The sequence below is a fragment of the Rivularia sp. PCC 7116 genome (assembly GCF_000316665.1).
Taxonomy (GTDB): Bacteria; Cyanobacteriota; Cyanobacteriia; order Cyanobacteriales; family Nostocaceae; genus Rivularia.
Genome location: NC_019678.1, coordinates 3,611,133 through 3,636,886 on the forward strand (window position 1 = coordinate 3,611,133; position 25,754 = coordinate 3,636,886).

Consider the following 25,754-nt stretch of genomic DNA (forward strand, 5'->3'; position numbering starts at 1 on the left):
AATCCAAATTCCAAGACTGTATAAAGGATTTTGTTAAATTGATTATATGACGGTATCTTTAAACCAATAATTCCAAATATAAATAAGAATAATATATTTAAAAATATATTTCTTGGCAAGATGGAAGAAATATTAAATGAAAAAGCTATAACTTCACTAAAAATTAAAATTCCTAATAAAATCCATTCTAAATAAAGTAGAAATCTTAGAGGATATTTCCTATCCTGAATAAAATAAATCATGGGATTTATATTGTTTTTTATGGTTCATCCGTACTTATTCACGAAGGAAGAAGGAAGAAGAACTCACATTTAAAAAAGGCTAAGACAGAAATAAGTGTCCGGAGGACATAGATTTTTGCTTATTGAACCAATTCTAAATTCTTCATTTTGACTGCCTTCTGAAACAATTACTAAATATAGCTTATCTACCCGCTTTAAATACTAGCAACATTAGTCATGATTAAATTAGGGACTTTAGTCCTTATTCAATTGAGGACTCTTGACTCATGTTTTAAAGATGCTATCCAGCTTATGTTGTATACATCGAGGTTGAGAGAATAAAGCAAAAAACATTTTGATTGCTTCAAAAAATCTCAAAGCAACCTCAAATCATCCCAACTATTAACATAAGTAAAAATCATGAAATCTCTGCTAAGTCTCTCTTTAATTGGATTAACCTTAACTGCATTTTCACCATCAGCTTTAGCTGGACAAACTACAACTCGCACCGGTCATAACGGTAGAACTCAAACTACTAATCGCACTTACGGGAACGGAGCGCAAACTACAACTCGCACTGGTTATAACGGTAGAAATCAAACCACTAATCGCACTTACGGGAACGGAGCGCAAACTACAACTCGTACTGGTGCTAATGGTAGAACCCAAGCCACTAATCGCACTTACGGAGACGGAGTACAAAGCACAACTCGCACTGGTGCTAATGGTAGAACCCAAACTACTAATCGCACTTTCGGAAATTAAATTCTAACTCCAATACTTAGGTGTAGACCTGCAATGATAAACACCCAAATCTGTAATCAAGGGTTTGAGTAATTAGTATTGCAGGTTAGTACATCTATACTTTGTCATCCAAATCATTAAATCTAAATAATCAAAATTACATCTGGCAAAAAAAATGAATTTCACGGATATAACTCTAAAATTTATTCCTTTTTTCTTAATTTCCATTGTGATTGAAGTCTTGTTGATAGCGCTTTGGAAGAAAGAAAAGTATTCACAACGAGAAAGTTTGATTTCACTGGCTATTTTGATTGGAAATCGCATATCTAAATTAATTCCCATTATTCCAGCTGCGGCTCTAATGGAATTTGCATGGAATCATCGGATATCAACTATTTCTCTCGATAATTGGTGGAATTTACTACTACTATTTATAACATTAGAATTTGTATACTATTGGTACCATCGAGCATCTCATCGCATTCGTTGGTTTTGGGCTACTCACGTTGTTCACCATTCACCAGAATATTTTAATTTCTCAGCAGCTTATCGCTTAGGGTGGACGGGTGCTATCTCTGGTGCGGGTATATTTTTTGCACCGCTTGTTTGGCTTGGTTTTCAACCTTCTTCAGTTATCACCGCTCTAGCTTTAAACTTGGTTTACCAATTTTGGATTCATACTGAACTAATTCCGAAGCTGGGTATTTTAGAATGGTTTTTGAATACTCCATCACACCACAGGGTACATCATGGTTCTAACGGAGCATATATAGATCGTAATTATGGTGGAGTTTTAATTATATTTGACCGTTTATTTGGTACTTTTGCTGCCGAGGAAGCATCAAATCCTCCTGTTTACGGTTTAACTCATCCAATTAAATCCAATAATCCTTTCAAAGTCGTTTTTAATGAATGGATAGAAATATACAAAGATTTAACTTCTACTAATTCTTTTAAGGAACGCTTTTGTTATCTATTTGCTCCTCCAGAGTGGAAGTTTACCAAAAAAGGCAGTCCCGATGAACAATTGGTATTTCCTACGAACACGCTGCGCTAACAACAACAATAATCTAAGTCTTTCTCGTCAACTGCAAATACAAACAAGGAATTACTAATAATGCAATTAAAGTTGATGCAAACAAACCAAAAATAATCGCCATACATAAAGGAAACCATACTGGGTCGCTAATTGCTAGGGGAATTAAACCAACAATAGTAGTGATACTTGTAGTTAATATTGGTCGAACCCTATCTGATGCTCCCCTAGCTGCTGCTTGTCTAATTTTCATCCCATTTTCCCGATGTTTATTCATGGTTTCTACCATGACAATGGCATCGTTTACTACGATTCCTACCAGGGAAATAATGCCAATTATTGCGGGGAATGAAAGAGACATTTTAAATAATGAGAAACCACCAAAAGTACCAATGAAAGCGAAAGGTATGGTGAGCATAATAATCAAAGGTTGGGTGAAGGAACCAAATTGCAATACTAGTACTGAGAAAACTAAAAATAATGCAACATAGGACATTTGAATTGCAGAACCAAAGGTTTCACCTTCAGTTTCTGCATCTCCAGAAAATTTGTAATCGTAACCAGCATCCCATTTTTGCTTCATCTGTTCTAACTTTGGTTCCAAGTCAGCCAAAATTTCACCAGATGTTCGACCATCAACCTTAGAATATACAGTAACGGTGCGCTCTGTATCCGTATGGGTAATTGATAGGGGAGCTACACCTTCTTCAATATCAAGTACTGACCTTCCTGGTATTGCTCCTTTTTCGGGAGAAAATAATCTAATTGTCGCTAATTCATCTCTACGAGTCGGACCTCCTACAGCACCTTGACGGGAAGGAAAAGCTGTGGAAATACGAATTTCTAAATCATCTTCACCACCACCTATAGGATAATCACCGATATCGTTATCGGTCAAGATATAGCGTCCTTGTAATGCTAAATCATCTTGAGTAATCCCATAAAAGTTCATTGCTTCCCTTCGGGGTTTGAGTTTAACATCAGAACGCATATCCCCCAAACCGTCGCGGACATCTTGAGTACCTTCTATTTGTCGCAATGCTAATTGAACTTCCCCAGAAATTTGTCGGAGTTTCGACATATCTTTCCCTTTAAGTTCAATCTCAATCGGGTCTCCACTATCCCCAGTACCGGGAGTATTAAAGACTACGGAAGCACCAGGATAACGACGTAATGCTTGATTTAATTCGATACGTAGCTGATTAATATATTCATAGGACGGTAATTTACGTTTCTCTTGTTTAGTAAATACCGTGGAAAAACCCAGTAAATAATTATCTTGAGTGGGTTTCATCCCACTTTCTTGAACTAAAGTACTTTTTTGTCCAACTAATTTAGTGACACTTTCAAAATAATCTTTAGAGCGTAAAGTTTCTCCCAAATAATCTGCTACTTCTTGGGACTGATTTAAAGTTGCTGTAGGTGGTAATTCTACATTAATACTCAGATTGCGTCTGTCATTGTCAGGGAATAGATTTCCCGGTAATTGCGCCACCGCAAACAAAGCACAAATAAATAGTGCTAAACTACCAGCAATCCAAGCTGCGGCAGTGGCTTTATTGCGTACTGTAAAATTCAGACTCCAACGGTTAAATTTCTCAGAAAACCATTCTGTGAACTTATCAATACGGGTTTTTTTCGCTCCTCCTCTGACATTTCCTAAAAGAAACCGTGATAATGGTATATCTACTAAAAGTGCGATCGCATAACTCAACAACAAACAAATAATTGCTGTAATGGGCATTAAGCGGACAAATTTACCCATAGTACCGCTAATTACCATTAAAGGAGCCATTGCTAAAATGGTTGTCATTTGACCGGAAAAAGCTGGTCCTGCATAGGTTTTAACTGTTTTTAAAGCAGCTTGGTCAAAACTTAAGCCTTCAACAAATAACCCATCATGCATTCCCTCCATCATCAATATAAACACATCCACTAACAAACCCAGTGCTAATACCATTCCATATAAAATCATGCTGTTGAGGGTTTGTCCGGCTAACCAGAGGATAAATATCGCACCTAAGAAAGTTAGGGGAATTGATAATCCAGCAATTAGAGCTTCTCTCCAAGTTAGGGCTACTAATAAGATGATAAAAACACAAATTACCGCCTGAACAACATTAATAATCAAATCATTTTGGTCTTTGAGAATAGTTTCATCATCCCTAGAAGTGACCCGATAACCCATACTATGGGGCCAAGTATTTGGGTCTTTTTTCAGAGATTCCAACTCTTTTAAAGCATTATTAACGACATTAATCGTGTCAGAACCAGGTACTTTAACGATATCTAAATTAACTACCGGTTCAAACTCAGAACCTTGCCAACTAATAAAAGCACGAGTTTTTTCCCGTTCCAAATCCCGACGTATTTGGGCTACTTCATCTAAACGTACCACCCTACCTTCGTTGCCACCCAAACGAGCTATAGGTAAGCTACGTAAATCTTCTAGAGTCCGGAACCTACCAAATAAACGCACCTGAGAACCAATTTGGGAATTTTCAATTTGGTCCCAAGGCATATCCCTATTTGCAGTTTGAATGCGGTTAGCGACAGTTGTGGGAGAAATTTCTAAAGCACTGAGACGACTTGGTATAAGTTGTACGTGAACAACTTCTTGCCGTTGCCCTGCTAAATTGACTTCCCGCACCCCGGCAACTTTTTCTAATTTGTCTTGAATATCTTCTGCGGCTCTACTTAAAACTGGAGGATCTAATTTACCGTAAAGAGCAATAGTGAGAATGGGAACATCTTGAACAGATACTTGGTTAATTTTCGGTTTATCTGCATCGGGATTAATTTCTGGTTCTGCGTCATCTACCTTTTGACGTAATAACTGTATTGATTCCGTGACATCTGCATTAGCGACAAACTCCACACTAATTTTAGAAACACCATTAAAAGAAGAACTTTCAACTTTTTTCAATCCTTTGAGAGATTTAAGTTCTGTTTCAATCTTGTCAGTAACTTGAGATTCAATAGTTTCGGGGTCTGCTCCTCCCCAGGTAGTAGTAATCATTGCTCTAGCAATTTTGATATCTGGATCGGCTTCTTTAACCATCGATTGGTAAGCCATTAACCCACCAAACACCAACAAAATTATCAGCAGAATACCAAAAACAGTTTTTAGAAAAAAGAATTTTGTTAAACCAGAAGCACTATTAACATCAGGTACATCATGATGATTCTCATTATGTTCGTGAAGCGGAAGTGGTTCAGAAGTCATAGGAATTTTGGATTTTGGATTTTGGATTGAGGAGCGAGGAATTTAGAATTTGTAATTTGGGATTTAGAATTTGGGATTTAGAATTTGGGATTTGTAATTTGTAATTTAGAATTTGGAATTTTTAGTATTTATAATATTGTGTCCCTTACTCATTACTTATTACTCATTACTTATTACTTATTACTTATTACTTATTACTTATTACTTATTACTCATTACTTTCCACAACTTTCACAGGTGTCCCATCAACCAAACGATTGCGTCCCTGAGTAACTACTAATTCCCCAGAACTAAGACCCGTTTTAATTTCAGTTAGGGAAATTCCGCGAATTCCTCTTTCTACAGGACGTAATTTAACTATTTGCTTTTCTTTGTCCACAACAAAAACATAGGATTTTTGATCCCGGAAAACAATAGCACTGGGAGGAACTGCAATCGCGTTGGGATTTCTTTCAACTGCTAACCATACCGAAACTCTTTCCCCATCCCGTACATTTTTTATTCCTCCTCCGTCTAAACGAGCGGTTATGTCTACCGCTCGTTCTCCAGGAGACACAGAAGGACTCACAGAAAATACTCTACCTCTAGCTCTAGCTAAACGAATAAGAGTTTCTTGTGACATTCCTCTGGTGGAAGCTGCACTCATATCCTTGTCTAATACCACATAAGCTGATTGACCCGGTCGCACCAAAGCTCCATCAAAAGCTGGTAATCTCAATCTAACTTCGTATGCTTTGGGATCTATCAAAATTATTGGTACCGAATCAACTGCATTTTGATAATCCCCAGAGACTTGTAACCTTTGGGTTGTCCAATAGTCACCTTCACGGATATTCATGTGAGCCACAATTCCATTAAAAGGTGCTTGAATTACTGTATCTTCTAAGTTCACATTAGAACGGTTTTGTCCAGCACGAGCTGAAGCGATGGTGGCTCCTGTGGATGCTAGTTGAGATTTTGCTGATTCTAGTTGACCTTGAGAAGATTTGACTTGACTTTCAGCAGCAGTTATCTGAGCTTGAGCAGCCTTTACTTTTGCTGAAGCCTCTTTAGCTGCATTTCTACGCACATCAACTTCTGAAATTGAGATAGCTCCTTGTGCAAATAGTTTTTCATAGCGTTTTAATTCTGATGCCGCTAATCTATAAGCATCCTCAGCCGCTTCTAAATCAGCTTTAGCTCTAATTACATCCGCTTTAGCTTGCTCTATAGAAGCATTGGCTTGGGATACGCTAGCTTGTGCTGCAACTCTTTGGGTTTCGGCTTCAGCTGTTTTGGCTTGTGCTTGGGCTAATTCTGCTCTGAGTTTGCGGTCGTCAACTTTTGCTAGTAATTCACCTGCTTTAACAAAATCCCCTTCTCGCAAATTCCGACCTTTGACTTTTTTGATGTAAGTAATCGTTCCGGAAGTTTCAAAAGTTAAGTGTTTTCCTCGTACTGCTGAAACATAACCGTCGCCAAATACAAATTTTTGTAGAGGCTTAATTTTAACTTCTGTTGCTCTGACGCTTAAGCGTGCAGGTTCGGCAGCTTGAGTTGGCGCTTCCTGCGGACTATTCCGTAATTGCCGAAGTAATACACTAACTAATGCAAAAATACCAACTCCCAAAATTAGATACATCCACATTGGTCTTTTCTGTTTAGGAGAAGTATTTGCCTCAGTGTCGCCGTTAACTAATTCAGTTTCATCATTAATAAAATCTTTAGATTCTTGTTTTTCAATATCTAGATTGGTATCTTCTTTACTTTGCTGCGGTGGAGAAGGTTTATCATTAGTGTCCTGATTCATTTTTCACTCCCCATCAGATTAAGTATTTTGTTTATTCATAAAACTATTTATCAAATAATATGCTCAATTTGATAGCTAAGCTTACCAAACAACTATACATAATATATTTAGACTATTATAAAATTTCGCCAAAATATATAAAAATGTAATCAAGCATCATCACTGATAATTATTTGTTAAAAATAGTTGTCAAAGCAACAAAGCCGATCTTCTGCTCAATCATTCAAACTTTTTAATCAAATCCTAATTAATTATTGATACTTCCTAGCATTCAGACTGAGTACTAAAAAATATCACCGTTCAGCAGGAGGAGCCTCTGACGGAAGTCCTGTGGTATTCTCTAACTCAGACCTCACGGTGCTACCTGCTTTCCGTTTAGTAACTAGGGTTAAAATAGCTGGAGCTGGTTGTGGTCGCTTTTGGGTGGTGTTTTTTATTATTGGAAATACGACTGAAATAATAGAAACTTTCTTTGGTTTCCTCAAGGCTCGACCTGCAATACGGACAGCAGGAGGAGCAACAAAACTAAGGAGTTTTGGTCGATTTTTCATTGTGTCTTCTTCATAGAATAACTTAGCAATTTTGTTAGTTGAGACACTAACAGGACGTGTGGGCTTTTCACCTTCCAAAGACTCCAATTCTGAACCTTCTTCGATGTAAGCTACAAGATTTTTGGATTCAATCAAATATTTACAAGGACCTTTGATTTCAGTCTCTCCAACCTTGAATCGGCAACCTAAAACTTCCTCCCCAGGTCGGTCTTTCAAGGCAACTGGATTGACATGGTAAGGTTGACAAACAGAGTTCAAAGGGGATTTTGCACATAATACATAGGAATCGACCGTTGTTTTTTGACTCGAATTATCCTCTGTTTGAGCAAATACAGCCACAGAATAACCCACCGCTAAACTTGTAACAATGACCTGTGTAAGTCTTTTAAGCATTATAAGTCTCCTTTTATTAATGTAGCTGAATAATGCAAGTAAGTTGAGAATCTAACTCATGGAGGGAGCAGCACCCGGTGGGGCACTGCTAAGATTATCTATCTAAGATTTCAGAGCGTGATTCTACCAAGCTAAATCTAGACCAGGTAGGCGATTTTTTAAGCTGTAAGGTTCATCAATTACTGGATTGGAAATATTCAATTCTTTGCGCCATTGCTGCACAGGCTTATCCCAGCCATCTTCAAAACGCTGAGCAATCACTGGCTTCATTTCCAATCCCATTGCCATGCCTCTAGCTGTCTGGTCGGTCAACTCAGGCAGCCTTTCAGGTTGACGTTTGAAAGCTAAACCAAGACTAGAAACCTGCATTGTTACACACATTGGATAGCCTATCTGAACTGTTTGAATTGACAAGACTCCCAATTCGCCACCCGTAGGACCAAATCCAGTAAGGAGATGGACTATATCATGAGTTTTTCTCAGACGCATTATCACCCAATCTTCATCAGTTTCTATCGCACGCGCGCGTTTGAGATAAGCATTGGCATCGAAGCCTAAAGTTTTTATCACAGTAGCATAGGTATGTCCGAGTGTACCTTCCGGAAGTTTGGATAAGGCTTCTAAATCGAATTCGGGACCAAGATAACGGGCTTCCATCAAGGCATTGGCTTCGGGAATTGCTTTTACCCGTTCGACACAAGCCTTCATCTGACTGCTACCCCGAAAGTTATCTTCAATGTCAAGTATATTGCCCGTTTTTTCACCCATCGATTTGAGCAAATCAGTAACAGAGTGTAGGTTACGAACCGTGCGGAAGAGGTCTTCAAATTGTTGTATCATGAGTTTTTCCTAAGTTGTAAATAGATAAAAAATATTGAGCAATTTAGCAGTGATTATTTTGAGGTCAATTTATTGGTTTTAGTAAGTCTTGCTTATCCTGCCCGAATATTATGTGACATAGCTTGAGAATTTTTTGAATGATAATTATTAAGAGATAAGTGATTTAATTCAGCTACCCTTCGAGCTTTTATTAATTCGACTGATAGCGATTGCAAAGACTAAATTCATCGGAGTAGAAATTGCATTGAATCCGATGATGACCACCTCGGCTTTGGGACCTAATACACCCATACTTGAGAGCGCAGAACATATCGCAATATTTCTCATACTCGTGCCAATCGCTAGAACTTTACGGCTTCCGATATCTGCCCCGCTCAGCCACCAACTTATACTCCAAGCAGCCAAAATAAATGCGATAATTGCTGCTATACCATTCCAAGCCAGAATTTCAGCATCCAAATCCCTCAGTGTCGAAGTCAAAATTGTAAAGGTAATGAATAAAGCAATTGAGGAAAAAGAAGCTATCTTTTGCAGTATGGGTGTAATTCCTCTCAGATAATATCGAACTATCTGTCCTAAAAGAAGGGGAGGAAGAACTAATAGAGAAAGAATACCTATTACAGAGAAAATAGGTAAATTTATTACAACAATGCCAGGGAAAATCAAGTGAATCAACAAGGGAGTAATAATAATCGAAAGAATTGACAACAAAAAAACCAATCCAATCGCATACCTCAAATTTCCCTTAGCAACCCGTGCAAAATGCAATGATAATAAACCTCCAGGGGCAGATGCAACGGTCAGAAAACCGCTAGATATTTCTGCCGACAGATGAAATATCCAAGTCAGAATTATGCCTGTGAGCGGTAGCAAAATAAAGTTAATCAATAGGGATTTTGCCATCAAGCCTGATTTGAGGCTAGTAATAAGTTCGGCTTTGGATTCTTCTAAGGCTACTGAAAACAGAAACGTAAAAAGAAATAGAAAGACGACTATTTTTGTCGATATTGGTAAGGCATTAAGCATGATTATTAATTACCTCCCATCCCCTGCTCTAAAATTTGAATACAGTCATCTATAATTTTTCTGATGGCATCTAGAGGTGGATTAGGACTGTCTTTCACTAGCCGTTCAACATTAATTCCTAGATAGAAGGGAATAAAGTATCTGAGTTGACTGCTCAAAGTTACAATCATAAAGGCAGCAAAATCAGGATTAAGATCGGCTTTAAGTTGCCCCTGAGCAATCGCCTCTTGTATATTTTTTTTAATAAGTATAATTATGTCAGCCTTCGTCCGTTTAAAAACTTCTTTTCTAAACGGAACATCACCATAATGAGGTCCTCGAAATAGAATTTGACTCCAATCTGGATTTGCTAATTGAAACTCTAAAATTGTTTGAAATAATGCTCGCAAAAAAACAAAAAAGCCAGATTGGACACTTGGTAAATTTGCCTCAGCAATGAATGCGTTCCTGGCTTCTAATGCCCTATCGACTAGATAAAGGTAGAGGTCTTGCTTATCTTTAAAATATTGATAGAAACTACCTTTGGCAATTTTTGCCCGATTCACAATAGCAGAAATCGAGGCTGATTCATAACTATGGTTGGTGAACTCAGCGATTGCCGCATTTGTGATGTTCTGTCGTTTCATTTGAGGCAAATTGAAGAAGGTTTGGGACGGCATAATTTAGTTGCCAATGATGTGACTATTCAGTCACATGACTGATAAGTCATACCTTACAGTAAAACTTCGAGTTTGTCTATATTCACGCAGTCAAACTCCTCCAAAATCCTGACAAATCAGCAAGATGTGGAAAAGGCTATCTTAACGTTTTCTCGAATCTTAGCTTTTTGTTCGCTATGTAGAAAAAGTAACGTGGCTTCGTTGGTTAAGGACTTACTGTGAAAAGTCAGCTCCAAAATCTTCCATCACCAAAGCATAACTATTCCGGTAATACCATTTCTTTATAAAGATGCGCCTAATTTAGCCCGCGTAGGCGGGCTTAGTTTCAGTAGCCCCAGCCTTCCAGGCTGAGGGCGATTAAGCGCAGCCTCATACAGAATTGGTATAAGAATCTAGAACGTAGGGACGAACAATTCCGGGAATTTCTAACGGTACTTAAACAAAAATCAAGCCCAAATAAACCCAAAACTAACTGGCTGGTATTTTTTTTTACGGTTACTCCTTAGACAGTTTGTTAGATGGAAGAAGAGAAGGTAATTTGAGCCGCGCTACGCGAACGCAAAGCGACTAAAGAATATGAGGATTTGTTATTAGAAATAATTGATAAAGAACCGGCAGAATATGGGTATGATTTTGGTAGATGGACATCTGCTCGATTAGCATAGACAGGCTTAAGCAACTTTTTAGAATGAAATAGCCCTGGTATTTCGCAATTGTGAAGGTAACTCCCCAAACATGTCTTTGCAATCTCTAGCAAAATTACCTGCACTCCAGAACCCAAATTGATTAGCAAGCATAGTTATAGTACAATCTTCCGGATAGCTTGCCTTCAGGCGTTGTCGCAGTGCATTGAGTCTTCGTACCTTGAGATAGCGCATGGGACTCATGCCAAATAACTCCTTAAAACCATAGGATAAAGCAGAACTGCTAGACCCTAATTTTTGAGCTAGTTGTTTTAAGGTGAGAGGTTTTTCAAAGCTGGATAACATTTCTTGCTCTGCTTGGGCAATCAATTTAGCTCGTCGAGAAGGTTTAAGGAAACATTTGGAATTCAACTTGATGGGAATATTAACTAATTAACAAGAGATATTTGAGTCAGAAACATTTTTAAATGATGATGAGTAAGTTTTAAAATTAAAACTGTGTTAATCCCCGAAGTTTTCAGCTATTAATTTGGTGGGTAAATAGAGTTTAGTGGGGTACTGTTTAAACTGCTCAAAACCATATTTTTGGTAAAATATGACTGCATTCTCATTTATTGCTTCTACTACAACAGCTAGCGATGCAACCTGCGAGGTAGCATCTAAAATCCTTTTAAGAGCATCAATTAAAACCAACTCACCGATACCTTTACCTTGATGACTCTGCGAGACAGCAAGACGACCTAGTAAAGTAGCGGGAAGTAAAGGATAACGCGGTACAGTTTTTGCAAAGTCTTCATTTAAATTAGAAACATCCACTGTATAGGAAGAAAGCGTGTAGTAAGCAATAATATCAATGTTCGGGGAATCAATTAATACAAAAACTGTAGAAACTTTTTTCTTAAGCTCCTGAGATGCGCCTTTACGAATATAATTGTCTAAACTATCATTTCCGCTAATAAACGCCGAACGGTTATGCCTCTTTTTATCAAGCAATTCAATCGTTAATGCCATTGTTTTCCATTACTTGCTTGTAACGTGAAGTTGCTTCTCGCAAAGCATCCGAGGGCTTGGGTGGATTTAAAATTGCTTCAACAAAAGCTTCTGCATCCTCTGTACTCAATTTTAAAGTTTGTTGCTGTTCGATAACTTTATACGCAGCTGCTTGAACGCTGGCTATGACGAAATCCGTTAAGGTTACTCCTTGTAAATCAGCGGCTTTCTGCCATAAAGCTTTGATTTCTGGATTCACGCGAGCCTCTAAACGAGCCATTGATTTCGGAACGTTAGTGTTGCTCATAGATTATATGTAAATAACTAACTTTTATATTATATACGGCAAATTGCCGTATTTGTATAAGTAGATTTTTATCTGTTACGAGCATAACCGTCTAGCTCGCGGTGATAGTGATTTTATGAATGTTATCTTGCCACATTTTTAATGATGAATTGATACGTTAACCATGAAAATTACAGTAGAAGATGCCCAAATCATCAAAAATATAGAACCATTACAACTGAGGAATTATTTGCAATCTCACGGTTGGTATGAAGATGGACAATTTCTTGATAATGCTACAATTTGGCACAAGCAAGTAGTACAAGAAGGGTAGTTAAGGCTAAAGTCCTAACTACGAATCTTTATTTTTTATAATTAATATTAACTTACCCAGGAATCGAACAACCTAATTTAGAAAGAATATCTCCCAGAGTTACACCCTGCAAACTTGATAAAACAATTTTTGCAGCACCAACCCTTTCTACTGAACCGATTCCTATAGTTAACATTCCTGCCCCAAGAGCTGCTTCGATTCCAGAAGTTGCATCTTCTACCACAACACATTGGGCTGGTTCTAATCCTAATTCACTAGCTGCATAAAGAAATAAGTCTGGTGCTGGTTTAGAGCGTTGAACGCTGTTACCATCGGCGATTACATCAAATTTATCGGCAATTCCGAGTTTTTCGATGACTGCACGAGCATTCTTGCTTGCAGAACCAAGAGCAATTTTAATTCCTTGTTCGCGCAATTCTGAAATTAAACTTCCAGCACCGGGTAATAAATAATAAGATGTTATTTGCTCGATAGATTCGACGTAATAGCGGTTTTTACGCTCCATCATCTCTTGAATTTGCGATTCCGAATATTTCCTTTCACCGATTATTTTTAACAAAGAATCTCTTCGAGAAACACCACGTAATTCTTCGTTCGCTTCACGGTTGAAAGGAATATTTTCTTCGTCAGCTAGTTTCTGCCAAGCTTGGTAGTGAAATTCTGCGGTGTCTGTAAGTACTCCATCCAGGTCAAAAATAAAACCTTTAATTTCTGTTTTCATATTGCTAATTTCCGGTTTAAGGTCAAAAGAATACCAATTATTCCGCCAATAAAGTTTGAATTGCAGACGTTTCCAAGTAGGAGGTAAATTTGGTTTTGCTATCGGTCCATTTTCGGTAAATTGGATACCTGCATAACCGAAAATTACAGCTTGCCAAATATTACCGCAAGATGCAGCATGAATTCCCGATTCGGCATTATCGCGTCTATTTTCTAAATCTGCAAATGCTGATAATCTAAAATATTCGTAAGCTTCTGCCGTTTTACCAAGAGTTGCTGCGACAATTCCATGAATTGCTGGACCAAGAGAAGAACCGTAAGTAATGTCAGTACGGGGTGCGTAATAATCCCAATTTTTGAGGAGAATTTCTTTACCATAATCAGTTTCGGCAGTTCTCCCCATTACATACAGCAACATTAAAACATCAGGCTGCTTGAGAATCTGCCGCTTGTTAACTTCGGTAAGACCTAACAAAGATGGCATCGAACAGGTTCGAGGTTCGTAATCTTCAAGATTAACATCTTCTAATTGGAAGAATCCCTCAAACTGCTCGATAAGTCCGGTTTCCTGATTGTAAGGAATAAAGATATTTTCAGCAATATCTTGCCAACGCCAGCGTCGCTTTGGAGTTAGTTGTAGTTTTTCTTCTAACTGAGCAGCTTTTTGGGGAAATTTACTATTAAGCCAATTGTAGACATTAAGGGCTTTTTCTAAATGCCATTGCACCATGCGATTAGTGAAAGCATTGTTATTCACATCATGTTCGTGATACTCATCCGGTCCGATTACGTCAAGAATTTCATAGCATTCCCGTTTAACGTTAAGGTGAACGCGACTACTCCAGAATAAAGCAGTATCAAGAATAATTTCTGCACCAAAATCGTGCATCCATTCATCATCACAAGTAACTTGCCAGTAAAACCAAGCAGCAATGGCTATATCTGCACTAATGTGAATTTCTCTGTCGCGAACCCAAATACGGATATCTTCTTCGTAAAAATTCTCTGGTGGTGCCCATCTCGGAGTTACTTCATCCCCAGTTGCAGCACTTTCCCAAGCATACATTGCACCTCGATAGCCGTAATATTTTGCTTTGCGTCGCGCACCTTCAAGGGTATGGTAGCGATAGGTAAGTAAATTGCGAGCAATTTTCGGTTGGGTAAATACGAAAAAAGGTAGAATGAAAAATTCTGTATCCCAAAATATATGACCGCGATATCCAAAGCCAGATAAGGTTTTGGCAGGAATACTAACTCTCTCATCATGAGGAGCGCAAATTAATAGTTGAAATAAATTGTACCGTATAGCTAATTGAGCTTGAGTGCTTCCTTCAATTACTATGTCGCAGCAATCCCATATTTCTTGCCAAGCTTTTTGATGATTTTTCCGCAATTCTTCATAGCTTGGAAGTTCCTGCAACTTATCACGAGCAGCTTGAATTGGGTTTTCAACCTCTCGTGAAGTAAAAACCGTAACTAATTTATCAACAGTAATAGTTTCCCCTGCTTTCGTCTCAAATTTTGCTTCTACACTTGGAAAACCCGGAGATTGAATATCTCGATATTCGGCTTTAGTCCCCGATATTTCCAGCTTAAACGCCATTCCCAATTGAGTGCGAGAACTTCTAGTGCGAGCCTGCAACCAAGTCATAGCCGAGCTATAACCTTGGTTTAGAATTAACCAGTGATTGAATCCCTCATGATTTTCCGGATTCCCATCAATACTTGCTCTAATCCCAATTTTGCCATCAAAATCAATTGGTGTTAGTTGAATCCGTAGTGCTAAAACATGTTGTTCGGACTGACTGGTAAACCGTTCAAAGTAAAGGTCAATTGTTTTACCATTCGGACTGCACCAACTGATTTTACGACTAAGAACACCATGCTTTAAATCTAATTGACGCTGATAGCTGAGAATTTCTCCTTTATCTAAACGAAATTCTTCGTCATCAATAATAATATACAACGGCAGCCAGTTAGGACAATTAACGAGTTCGGTATAGTAAATCGGAACATCATCATATAAACCATTAATAAAAGTAGCAGCTTCGGTACCGGGTAATCCTTCTTCAAAACTTCCTCTTGTACCTAAATAACCGTTACCGATAGCAAAAACAGTTTCTTTGTAGTTAAGTTGTTTGGGTTCAAATTCGGTTTCTGTGAGAATCCAATCTGAGTAGAGTAAATGGGGGTCTAAATTAAATTCATCCATTGATATTAATGATATTAACTATATTGTTAAATAATTTATACACTGACTAAAGTAATAATATCTATAAATTTATATGTGTTTATGTTGATGCATGAATTTTAAATTGATTAATTTTTTACTAAAAATAGATTAAGAAATAAACTGACTTTTAGAAAAAAAAGGCTCTGATAGTTTGTTGAGCCTCTATTTAAGTGCAAGTGGGATAAGAGTTTATAAATAAGTGTGATAAGGCTGATTATTTCCACAAAAAGATTAATTTTCAAGCCATGAAGAATACATTGTATTTCAACGAACAATTTATAAGTATCTTAATAAAAAAATCTTAGTTTGGACAAATGATATATCAATAAATATTGATTATAAAAGTAAAAATAATTTACTATTTTATGACAAATCCCCTATAGAACTACGGAAATATAAGATATTAAAGTTATTTAATGTTAAGAATATTAGCAAAAAACATGTAAGGGAATCAATGCAGTATTTTAGGGAAAAAGAATATTTTATTTGTATCATAAAGACGCTTTTTATTCTCTTCTAATAGTTTATATTTAGACGTGCTTGCATATAAATAAAAACAAAAATGGTAAATTTATCCCATATCTTCAAACAGTTAAAAGTGGCTGTATTAAGCTGCTTATTAACAATCACAATTTGGCTGGGGGTAATACCTTCAGCTCGGGCTAATAACAACCCAAACATTGATATTACTGACAGTCAGGTAATACCAACAATCGAAAATAGCCAACGTATGCAGGCTATTGCATCTTGCTTACCCAAACAACTTACGATTCAAAATAAAGATACGTTGAATCGTATTTCTCGTGCTTTATCTGAAATGACAAACGACCAGTTTCAAAGGGCATTTAACCTTAAAGATAACCCTAAGTTAAGCGATGCAGAAATTGAATTCAAAGCCTGTTTGCGACAAGCTGGTTTTACGCCCAAAGCTGACTTATAAAATCGCTTTTTATCTGAATGCTTCTGTCTAATCACTGATTTATTTAGACGCACTTATTGTAAGAGACTTCCGCAGAAAGGAAGTCTCTACAATTTATTGAAATTAATGCAATTAAATACTAGCTTTCGCCACCAATAGGTAGCCCAACTCCATGACTCGCTGCATCATCTTCAGTTTTAACTTTTTTTACTTTGGCTAAAAGCTTTACTGTATAAGGGTTTGAGAATGTGTTAGTTAGGAGATTTATACAACTTGTACTGGTTTAAGCAGTGCAGTTCAAATAGAATTACAGAATCTATTCCAATAGCCAGCAATCTATTGATAACGAAAAATATAAAAAAGTATAAATTATTACGACTAATTGTTGATTTGTACTCGACCTCGTTGAGTAACAATCCGACCTGGTATTCCGACTACTGTCGAATTTGCCGGTATGTCTTTTAGAACTACTGAAACTGCACCAACACGGGCGTTACTGCCAATCTTAATATTACCAAGAATTTTGGCTCCCGCACCGACAGTGACATTACGTCCCAAGGTAGGATGACGTTTACCGCTCTCCTTACCCGTTCCACCGAGGGTTACACCCTGATAAAGTAAACAATAATCTCCTACTATTGCAGTTTCGCCGATAACTACTCCCATTCCGTGGTCAATAAATACACCTTTGCCGATAAGTGCGCCAGGGTGAATTTCAATTCCTGTCAAGAAGCGAGCGAGATGGGAAATAAAACGGGGTAAAAAGAAAACACCAGCCTTATGAAGCAAATGAGCTATGCGATATAATATTATCGCTTGAGGTCCTGGGTAGAGAAGAAATACTTCTAACCAGTTTTTTGCAGCTGGATCGCGCTTCATCACAATCGCATAATCTTCAATTAAAGTTTTCCAAGCCTTCTTAAGAACAGTCCAGTTTTTTTGAAAAGAATAAACACTGCTCGGGAATTTTTCATTAGCAATCATAGTTAACAACCTCTTTACTATAGTTTTTTTGAATTTATAGATCGGGATTTGGAGTTCATGAAATCGATTAAGGTAAATCTATTTCCCAAAGCTTTACCAACGAAAAAATACGGTGAGGGTTATTAAAAAAATGGGTTTATTGAAAATAATAAAAATATTCGCAAAAACCCTTCGTATAACCCTTAAAAAAGTCTCCTAACACTAGTTATCTTGTTCTAATTGCATCCAGAACTTGGGCTGACTTTTTACCAACAAAAGTATTGTTGAGCATGGTATGAGAATCATCGGTTGGGCCGACATCAGAATCTGGATGATAGATAATAATCTTTAAGAAGTCATCAATTGCATGGAAGCTATGTAACTTGTTTTCTGGAAGACAGAAAACCGTTCCAGGCTCCATCTTGAAGGTTCCTTCATCTACCTGACAAGTTCCACTGCCCGAAGCAACAAGTCCAATCCGTAATGAGGGATGGGTATGAGGAGTTTGGGATATACCAGGAGGAACATAGAGGAAATTTAAGCATGGTTCTCCACGTCTTAGGGGATTAATCAGAACTGTTGAGGAGCAGCCATCAATATATTTTAATCTTCCAAAAGGTTCGATTGGTCCCCCAATATTGAAAAGTCCAGTGTAATTGAGCAGAGTTGCAACTAGAACTTGTCCCGAACCATCTAAAGAAAAATTACCTGGAACAGCAGCAAAGCAGTGTTCTTTTAATAAAAATTCTCCGCTATTGCACTTAAGAGTAACTTCACCCTCTGAGACAAATAAGAAATGGGTATCGGCTTCACTTTCATCAACTTTAATAGAATTAATAACCCAACGAGCGATTGATGGATGACCTGCCATTGTATAGTCTAGTTGTATGGTTTCTAGGAACTGCTGGCAGTAAAATTGTTGTGTTGTTGTAGTAATCATGAATAATAACCTATGGAAATTGATTAGTTTTGCTTGTCTGTTTTTCAATAGAGGCGGCAAAATTATTTTATGCAATGCCTGCAAAAGATTTTTTTCGGTAAGCGCTGCGATAGCGATTTTATTCATTTCAAATTCTTTTCTAAAGCATGGGAACTAGAAGAGAATGAGTGACTCAAGTCATTACTCAGCAAAGGTTATTTATGGTGCTGCTTGTACCGTTTTTTTTAATTAGGAATGGCCCAATTGGCACATTTATGTTGTAGGGTGCTGTGACGGAACCCAACACCCGAGTTGGGTTGCGCGCAGCGACACCCAACCTACAAATTAATATGTTACCCATCAAAACGGCTGGGGACAGACTATTAGCTTGTGGGTAAATTTCAACCCAGATGTAACCCAATTCTCAATTTCTCAAATTGTTCTTTAAATCAAAACCCACAACTCCTTAATACGATAAAATTATGAAAAAATATTAAGGTTGTATCTAAATGAATTTACTCCTTTCGAGCTTGGGAATTATCCTTGCAATATTAGTTGTAGGCATCGCACTATATTTAATTTCCGCTCGTCGCTATCAATCATCTGACTCCGTAGCCAATTCCTATGACGAATGGACGGACGATGGTATTTTGGAATATTACTGGGGAGAACACATTCATTTGGGACATTACGGTTCCCCACCCACAAACAAAGATTTTTTAGTTGCTAAATACGATTTCGTTCATGAAATGGTGCGTTGGGGTGGTTTAGATAAATTACCTACAGGTACTACCGTTTTAGATGTTGGTTGTGGAATTGGAGGAAGTAGCAGAATTTTAGCTAAGGAATACGGTTTTGATGTTACTGGTGTTACTATCAGCCCCCAGCAGGTGAAACGTGCAACTGAGTTAACTCCTGAAGATGTCAGCGCTAAATTTCTGGTAGATGATGCGATGGCTCTTTCTTTCCCCGATGCTAGTTTTGATGTAGTCTGGTCGATAGAAGCTGGACCGCATATGCCGGATAAAGCGGTTTTCGCTAAGGAATTGATGCGAGTAGTTAAACCTGGTGGATTATTAGTTGTAGCGGACTGGAATCAAAGAGATGACCGTCAAAAGCCCCTTAATTTCTGGGAAAAACCAGTAATGCAGCAGTTATTAGATCAATGGTCCCATCCTGCTTTTTCAAGCATAGAAGGTTTTTCCGAACTGTTGGAAGCAACCGGATTTGTGGAAGGGGAGGTAATTACAGCAGACTGGACAAAAGAAACACTTCCATCTTGGTTCGATACTATTTGGCAGGGAATCATTAAACCCCAGGGATGGATGCGTTTTGGGGTTGGTGGTTTTATTAAATCTGTGCGGGAAGTACCGACAATATTGTTAATGAGGTTAGCATTTGGTACCGGACTTTGCAGATTTGGAATGTTTAAAGCAGTTAGAGGTAATTCAACATCGAAATCCGCAGATGCTTCGAGTCAAGTTGCTCAAGTTTGAATTTGGTAATTGGTAATTGGTAATGGGTAATGGGTAATTGATAGAATTTGTGTAGGTTGGGTTAAGCGAAAGCGCAACCCAACAATTTAATATTAATGTAATTGTTTCATTTTGTTGCCGAACAAAAAAAATTAGATGTAGAGGATAACCAGAGAATAATTATATAATATACAAATTTATTTTTACAGATAATGAATTTTAAATACCCTAAAAGTATATCAGATTGCCGTAACACAAATGATTTTAGAAATTTAGCAAAATCAAAATTACCCGCTCCCATATTTCACTATATAGATGGAGCGGCTGATGATGAAGTAACTTATAGAAGAAATACGGAAGCATACGAGCAATGCGATTTAATTCCTAATGTTTTGGCAGGAGTTGAAGAAGTAGATGCTTCTGTGGAAATAATGGGCATGAAAATCGATATTCCGATGTTTTGTTCGCCAACAGCATTACAAAGATTATTTCATTATGACGGTGAAAGAGCGGTAGCTAAAGCTGCGGAACAATATGGAACTTTGTTTGGTATTTCTAGTTTAGGAACCGTGAGTTTAAAAGAGATTGGTAAAACAATTTCTACACCCAAAATGTTCCAATTTTATTGTCATAAAGACAAAGGTCTTAATGATGCGATGATAGAAATGTGCAGGGCAGCAAATTTTGATGCGATCGCGCTCACCGTCGATACAATTACTGGAGGAAACCGAGAACGAGATTTATGGACGGGATTTACTACTCCTCCGAAACTTACACCTAGTAGTTTAATCAGCTTTGCTCTACATCTGAATTGGTCTTTGAATTATTTATTACGAGAACCATTTAGTTTACCGCAATTGGAAGAACATGTTAATAAAGGAACCAATGTAGCGGTATCGGTGGGTGATTATCTAAGTACTATGCTGGATCAATCAATGGATTGGAAAGATGCTGAAGAGATTAATCGTAAATGGGGTAAAAAGTTTTGTTTAAAAGGTGTTATGAGCGTTGATGATGCAAAAAAAGCAGTTGATATCGGAGCCGATGCCATTATGATATCAAATCATGGCGGTCGTCAACTGGATGGTTGTATATCTCCTTTCGAGCAGTTAGCGGAAATCGTTGACGCTGTGGGAGACAAAATTGATGTAATCTGCGACGGTGGTATTAGAAGAGGAACCCATGTTCTCAAAGCTTTGTCGGTTGGAGCAAAAGCTTGTTCTGGTGGAAGATGGTATTTATATGCTTTAGCAGCTGGCGGACAATTAGGAGTTGAAAAAGCTATTTCTAATATGAGGAATGAAATCGAAAGAGATATGAAATTGATGGGAATTACAAAACTTTCTCAACTGTCGAGAAAGAATATAAAATTTAGATGATTGTAATTGAAAAAACCTCACCACGCCACTTGCTACAACGGAACGCCATTTGCTACAACGCGAGGAACCCGCGCAACGCAATGGCTCGGGTACCTCCGCAACGCAGTGGCTTCTTAATCCCTCTGCTGATAAAATTTAGATAATTGAAAAAACCTCACCCTTAATCCCTCTCCTTATTAAGGAGAGGGAGATAAGACATTGTAATTTTAACTTGTGATTTTTTCTCGTTCAATAACTTCTATGTACACCGTAGCCGCTATTTTGGAAATGGAGATAAGAGATAGACAAAATAAGTCGAAACAGATATGAAATTAATAGGAATTATAAAATTATCTAAGATGTCCAGAAAGAATATAAAATTTAGATTATTGTAATAATAATATAACCATTAACCGCTTCCGGCTTCCCTCTCCTTTAAAAGGAGAGGGACTGAGGGTGAGGTTTTGCATTTAAAGTAATACCTAATATCGAATTTATGGATAGTCAAGAATATTTAATTCCGTTAAAAATTGCCGTAATGACTGTTTCCGATACGAGAACGGAAGCTGATGATAAATCGGGTAAAATATTAGTTGAAAGTTTAACAACAGTAGGACATAATTTAGCAGAAAAAGTAATCGTTCCCGATGATATTTATCAAATTCGTGCTGTTGTGTCTCGTTGGATTGCCGATGAATCCGTTCAAGTAATTTTAACAACTGGTGGTACGGGAGTAACGGGACGTGACGGTACGCCAGAAGCAATTAAACCTCTTTTAGATAAAGAAATTGAGGGATTTGGAGAGATATTTCGGATGATTTCTTATCAAGAAATTAAGACTTCTACTATTCAATCTCGCTGTTTAGCTGGTGTTGCTAACGGTACTTACATATTTTGTTTACCGGGTTCTTCTGGTGCTTGTAAAACCGGATGGGAGATTATTAAAGAACAGCTTGATTCCCGCAATCGTCCCTGTAATTTAGCTCAATTGATTCCGAGATTAAGAGAATAGGGAATTGGGAATTGGGCATTGGGCATTGGGCATTGGAAATAATTATATAATCAGTCGTAGGTTGTGTGAAGGCTCGACTAAATTATAAAAATAACTAGCTAATTATATTAAGCCGCAACCCAACATTTTTTTCGGAATAAACTAATAAATTCAAAGTGATTGTATTTATCCTTTTAAAAATATTTTTATGCGCTGTTTATTCCAAATAACAATTACTCTCTGGTTATTTTTTATCTCATTAGTATTATTGCTAGTTAACTTTAATAAATACAGAGACTTAAACATTCTTGATTGCGATACGGACGCAGAAATTGTATTCAAACTATTTATAATTTTACTCTGGTTGACAACATTAATTATTTGGGAAATAAATTTAATTAGCAAGTACCGCTATAAACGCAAACATTTCTTATTCATCGGTAGTTTATCTATTGCTCTTTCTATTGGATTTATTCCTAAGTTTGTTGCTTTGATTCAATATGATGCTGAAATTAACAAGTTTTGTCTTTAATTGCTCGGCGTATCTGCAATTTTATATTAACTATAATCGGGATTTTATTATCTTATGAAGACAGCTAATACACCTTAAATCTGATTTTTAATAATAAATTGGAAGACAAATATTTTATTATTATGTCTTCCAATTCAAAAAAATACAAGTTATAAAATATATTCTTATGAAATAGATTAAACAGCTTTTTTCTTAGCTTGATTTATCATTTTAGTTCCTAGAGCAATTAATCCTGCATATAAAACCGACCAGAAACTAGTTCCAGATTCGGGGACTTTAACGTTAGATTTTGTATTTTTAAACGCTAACAAAGTGACATTCCTATCTCGTTCAAAAAACCTTTCTACAGAACCCTCAAAAAGAGAAGTGCTAATTGCTCGACTTCTACCTGAATCACCAACTTCTTCAACAGCAGAAGAACTGAAATCGCTGGTAAGATTAATATTTTGACTTTTAGTATGATTAAAAAAATCAATTTTACCTAAAGCGTCAATATTGGCTGCAAGGGTAAAATATTCTAATATGCTATTTTGGCTAATCTTATTTGAATCTAATTGCGTTGAGTCGAGGAAATCAAATCTACTTTCTGGGGAAATACCAGTTGTATCTAAAAGATAAAAAGCAATATCTCCAGCAGCACTCGCAGTTTCAATTCCTGGTTTATCTACCGCAGCTTCTAGATCGAGAATAGTTGTAAAGTCGAATGATAAAGTCTCGTTACTACTTACATCAAAATTAGCAAAAAATCTTGGCATAGTTTCCGCAAAAGCATGGTAACTTGAACCCTCACCAAATACTAAACTTTCTGCAATATTAGATATGTCTAATGGAGTTGGTTCGGCATTGGTTTCAGAAAAGTTGCGAAAATCTGCGATGCTATCATCTGCGTTAGTTTCATTTGAAGCATTCGCGTCATTAATCGCTTCAAATGCTGCGTTTTCTTGATTGAAATTTGTAAAAGTTAAATCCCCGAAAGAAGCAGCAAAAGTAGCAGCTAAAGCAGGTGAAGTTGCCAATACTGAGGTAGCAACAATTGGAGAGACTTGTAAAATTAACTTTTTGCCAAATTTTGAATATAACTTCTTCTGCATTTTTTTCATGATTTTATTTTTAATTTATATAATGTCCGAAAAATTAACTATATTAGCTAGTATTTGTAGAATACAGAATAAGTAGTTCAATTACGGAGAAAATAACCTTGAATCATGAAAATTTTACAAAGTCTTATATAATTAAAAATTCACATTGACAAAATTTGATGTACGAACTTAACAGTCATCGAACCTTCTCCGACAGCGGAGGCTACTCGTTTAATTGAATCAAAACGGACATCACCAGCTGCGAAAATTCCTGGTTGAGAAGTTTCGAGTAGAAAAGGTTGACGCTTGAGTGAAGGTATATCTTCATTGCTTAAATGCATACCTGTTTTAATAAATCCTTTTTCATCTGTGGCGATATTGCTCGGTAGCCAATCAGTGCAGGGGATGGCTCCGACAAAAATAAATACTCCTGCAACTTTAACTTCTTGTTTTTCTTGGGTTTGATTGTTGGTAATTTCTACTGCTTCGAGACAATCTTCACCCATCATTTTAGTAACTTCGGTATGAGTCAAAAGCTCAATCATGTCGCTTTGTTCAATGCGATCGCTAAGGTAAGCTGACATGCTATGGCTCAGACTATCACTCCGAATCAACAGTAGGACTTTCTCGACATATTGAGAAAGGAAAATAGCGGCTTGCCCTGCGGAGTTACCACCACCGACAATTACAACAACGCGATCGCGACATAATTCGGCTTCGACGGCGGTTGCACTATAGTAAACCCCGCAGTCTTCAAATTCTTCGCATCTATCTACGGGTAAGCGTTTATATCTTACCCCAGTAGCAATTACAACACAGCGGGCAGTTACTTGTTCTTCGCTAGCTAGTGTAATCAGTTTATAGCCTTGGTAAGATTCTAATCCGACGACTTTAGCTGGGCTGGTAATTTGCGCTCCGAATTTTTGAGCTTGCAGTAAAGCGCGGTTGGCTAAATCGGTTCCCGAAAGACCTAAAGGGAAACCCATATAGTTTTCAATTTTGGAACTACAGCTAGCTTGCCCGCCTGGTGCAGTTTTTTCTAAAACTATAGTCTTTAATCCTTCAGAGGCACCATAAACCGCTGCGGCTAAACCTCCAGGTCCGGCTCCGATAATTGCTAAGTCATAGACTATATCTTCTAAGGGTTTTCTAATTCCTAAAACTTTTGCTAATTCTGTATTCTCGGGATTTTTAAGAACTGAATTATTATCGAGCAGTACAATTGGAGTTTCTTCGCGAGTAATTTCAAACTGTTTGAGAAGCTCATCAACGGTGCGATCGCTCTCCAAATCAATCCAGGTGAAGGGAATTTTGTTTTTAGCGAGAAAGTCACGCAGTCGCAAGGTATCGCGGGCGTATTTGGAACCAATTACTTTTAATCCGGTATACTCGGAAGATTCTAAAAGCTGTCTGCGAGTCAAAAAAGCTTGAAGAATACAGTCGCCAAGTTGGGGAATTTCTTTGAGAATACGTTTGAGGTCGGCATTAGAAACCTCATAAACTTCACAATCGGTTGCAGCCACCGCACTTACAGGAGAAGGTCTACCCGTAAGCATGGAAATATCACCTGTAAATTCTTTTTCTTCGTGAACGGTAACGGTTTTTTGCTTGCCTGTAGAGCGTTCGACGATTTCTACTTGACCTTTTTTAATCACAAAAAACTTAAAATCATTATCTCCGGCACTAAAGAGTTTTTCCCCTTGTCGATAACTTTTTAAACTAGTAAATTTATCTAAAGCCGATAACTGCTTGTCTGTAAGCTGCACATAAGCAAGCTGCTCTAGGTTATCTTTAGTCATGATTTTAGTTCTGCGGATGCATCTGTT

Annotated in this window: 20 protein-coding genes and 1 pseudogene; 7 read left to right on the forward strand and 14 right to left on the reverse strand. The window is 37.4% G+C overall.

Going from position 1 to position 25,754, the window contains the following annotated elements:
- Window positions 1-641 precede the first annotated feature (641 nt).
- Window positions 642-986, forward strand: coding sequence for a hypothetical protein (locus tag RIV7116_RS14155; RefSeq protein ID WP_015118973.1), 345 nt, complete (start codon window positions 642-644; stop codon window positions 984-986).
- A gap of 154 nt (window positions 987-1,140) precedes the next feature.
- Window positions 1,141-2,022 carry a sterol desaturase family protein gene (locus RIV7116_RS14160; RefSeq protein WP_015118974.1) on the forward strand — a complete coding sequence of 294 codons (882 nt, stop codon included), beginning with the start codon at window positions 1,141-1,143 and terminating at the stop codon, window positions 2,020-2,022.
- A 13-nt stretch (window positions 2,023-2,035) separates the two neighbouring features.
- On the opposite strand, the gene RIV7116_RS14165 is transcribed toward RIV7116_RS14160, so the two are convergent.
- The 9 genes from RIV7116_RS14165 to RIV7116_RS14205 form a co-directional block, all read right to left on the reverse strand.
- The gene (locus RIV7116_RS14165) at window positions 2,036-5,227 is read right to left on the reverse strand and encodes an efflux RND transporter permease subunit (protein WP_015118975.1); all 3,192 of its coding nucleotides are present in this window, start codon (window positions 5,225-5,227) and stop codon (window positions 2,036-2,038) included.
- 208 nt (window positions 5,228-5,435) lie between these two features.
- The gene (locus RIV7116_RS14170) at window positions 5,436-7,016 is read right to left on the reverse strand and encodes a biotin/lipoyl-binding protein (protein ID WP_015118976.1); all 1,581 of its coding nucleotides are present in this window, start codon (window positions 7,014-7,016) and stop codon (window positions 5,436-5,438) included.
- Between the two features lie 293 nt (window positions 7,017-7,309).
- On the reverse strand, window positions 7,310-7,960 hold the full coding sequence (locus tag RIV7116_RS14175; protein ID WP_015118977.1) for a hypothetical protein: 651 nt from the start codon (window positions 7,958-7,960) through the stop codon (window positions 7,310-7,312).
- Window positions 7,961-8,083: 123 nt separating this feature from the next.
- Complete coding sequence (locus RIV7116_RS14180) at window positions 8,084-8,800, reverse strand: Coq4 family protein (protein WP_015118978.1); 717 nt, start codon at window positions 8,798-8,800, stop codon at window positions 8,084-8,086.
- A 168-nt stretch (window positions 8,801-8,968) separates the two neighbouring features.
- Window positions 8,969-9,826: a bile acid:sodium symporter gene (locus RIV7116_RS14185; RefSeq protein ID WP_015118979.1), complete on the reverse strand. Its 858-nt coding sequence runs from the start codon at window positions 9,824-9,826 to the stop codon at window positions 8,969-8,971.
- 5 nt (window positions 9,827-9,831) lie between these two features.
- A complete protein-coding gene (locus RIV7116_RS14190) occupies window positions 9,832-10,485 on the reverse strand; it encodes a TetR/AcrR family transcriptional regulator (protein WP_015118980.1) in 654 nt (217 codons plus the stop codon).
- A 683-nt stretch (window positions 10,486-11,168) separates the two neighbouring features.
- Window positions 11,169-11,540, reverse strand: coding sequence for a helix-turn-helix transcriptional regulator (locus RIV7116_RS14195; protein WP_198287590.1), 372 nt, complete (start codon window positions 11,538-11,540; stop codon window positions 11,169-11,171).
- A gap of 90 nt (window positions 11,541-11,630) precedes the next feature.
- Window positions 11,631-12,140 (reverse strand): GNAT family N-acetyltransferase, encoded by a 510-nt coding sequence (locus RIV7116_RS14200; RefSeq protein ID WP_015118982.1) that lies wholly within the window; start codon window positions 12,138-12,140, stop codon window positions 11,631-11,633.
- Complete coding sequence (locus tag RIV7116_RS14205) at window positions 12,124-12,426, reverse strand: DUF1778 domain-containing protein (protein ID WP_015118983.1); 303 nt, start codon at window positions 12,424-12,426, stop codon at window positions 12,124-12,126. The genes RIV7116_RS14200 and RIV7116_RS14205 overlap by 17 nt, the downstream gene beginning before the upstream one ends.
- 163 nt (window positions 12,427-12,589) lie before the next feature.
- Between RIV7116_RS14205 and RIV7116_RS35800 the strand changes: the two genes are divergently transcribed.
- Window positions 12,590-12,739, forward strand: a complete 150-nt coding sequence (locus tag RIV7116_RS35800) for a hypothetical protein (RefSeq protein ID WP_015118984.1) — start codon at window positions 12,590-12,592, stop codon at window positions 12,737-12,739.
- 52 nt (window positions 12,740-12,791) lie between these two features.
- On the opposite strand, the gene pgmB is transcribed toward RIV7116_RS35800, so the two are convergent.
- Window positions 12,792-15,671 (reverse strand): beta-phosphoglucomutase, encoded by a 2,880-nt coding sequence (pgmB, locus tag RIV7116_RS14210; protein WP_015118985.1) that lies wholly within the window; start codon window positions 15,669-15,671, stop codon window positions 12,792-12,794.
- A 583-nt stretch (window positions 15,672-16,254) separates the two neighbouring features.
- On the opposite strand from pgmB, the gene RIV7116_RS14215 reads away from it, so the two are divergent.
- Window positions 16,255-16,632 (forward strand): hypothetical protein, encoded by a 378-nt coding sequence (locus tag RIV7116_RS14215; RefSeq protein ID WP_015118986.1) that lies wholly within the window; start codon window positions 16,255-16,257, stop codon window positions 16,630-16,632.
- A gap of 378 nt (window positions 16,633-17,010) precedes the next feature.
- Here the strand turns inward: RIV7116_RS14215 and cysE are convergent.
- Window positions 17,011-17,511 (reverse strand): annotated as a pseudogene (gene cysE / locus RIV7116_RS14220) (serine O-acetyltransferase); the annotation flags it as partial.
- A 289-nt stretch (window positions 17,512-17,800) separates the two neighbouring features.
- The gene (locus RIV7116_RS14225; protein WP_015118988.1) at window positions 17,801-18,640 is read right to left on the reverse strand and encodes a cupin domain-containing protein; all 840 of its coding nucleotides are present in this window, start codon (window positions 18,638-18,640) and stop codon (window positions 17,801-17,803) included.
- A gap of 362 nt (window positions 18,641-19,002) precedes the next feature.
- Here RIV7116_RS14225 and RIV7116_RS14230 point away from each other — a divergent pair, with 362 nt between their 5' ends.
- The 3 genes from RIV7116_RS14230 (at window position 19,003) to moaB (ending at window position 22,338) form a co-directional block, all read left to right on the forward strand.
- Entirely contained in the window at window positions 19,003-19,989 is a 987-nt protein-coding gene (locus tag RIV7116_RS14230) for a methyltransferase domain-containing protein (RefSeq protein ID WP_015118989.1), read from the forward strand.
- 191 nt (window positions 19,990-20,180) lie between these two features.
- Window positions 20,181-21,347: an alpha-hydroxy acid oxidase gene (locus RIV7116_RS14235; RefSeq protein ID WP_015118990.1), complete on the forward strand. Its 1,167-nt coding sequence runs from the start codon at window positions 20,181-20,183 to the stop codon at window positions 21,345-21,347.
- A 475-nt stretch (window positions 21,348-21,822) separates the two neighbouring features.
- The gene (moaB, locus tag RIV7116_RS14240; protein WP_015118991.1) at window positions 21,823-22,338 is read left to right on the forward strand and encodes a molybdenum cofactor biosynthesis protein B; all 516 of its coding nucleotides are present in this window, start codon (window positions 21,823-21,825) and stop codon (window positions 22,336-22,338) included.
- 687 nt (window positions 22,339-23,025) lie between these two features.
- Here the strand turns inward: moaB and RIV7116_RS14250 are convergent.
- Both RIV7116_RS14250 and RIV7116_RS14255 read right to left on the reverse strand, forming a co-directional pair.
- Window positions 23,026-23,949: a hypothetical protein gene (locus tag RIV7116_RS14250; RefSeq protein WP_015118993.1), complete on the reverse strand. Its 924-nt coding sequence runs from the start codon at window positions 23,947-23,949 to the stop codon at window positions 23,026-23,028.
- 140 nt (window positions 23,950-24,089) lie between these two features.
- Window positions 24,090-25,727 carry a cyclic nucleotide-binding domain-containing thioredoxin-disulfide reductase gene (locus RIV7116_RS14255; RefSeq protein ID WP_015118994.1) on the reverse strand — a complete coding sequence of 546 codons (1,638 nt, stop codon included), beginning with the start codon at window positions 25,725-25,727 and terminating at the stop codon, window positions 24,090-24,092.
- Window positions 25,728-25,754: the final 27 nt, after the last annotated feature.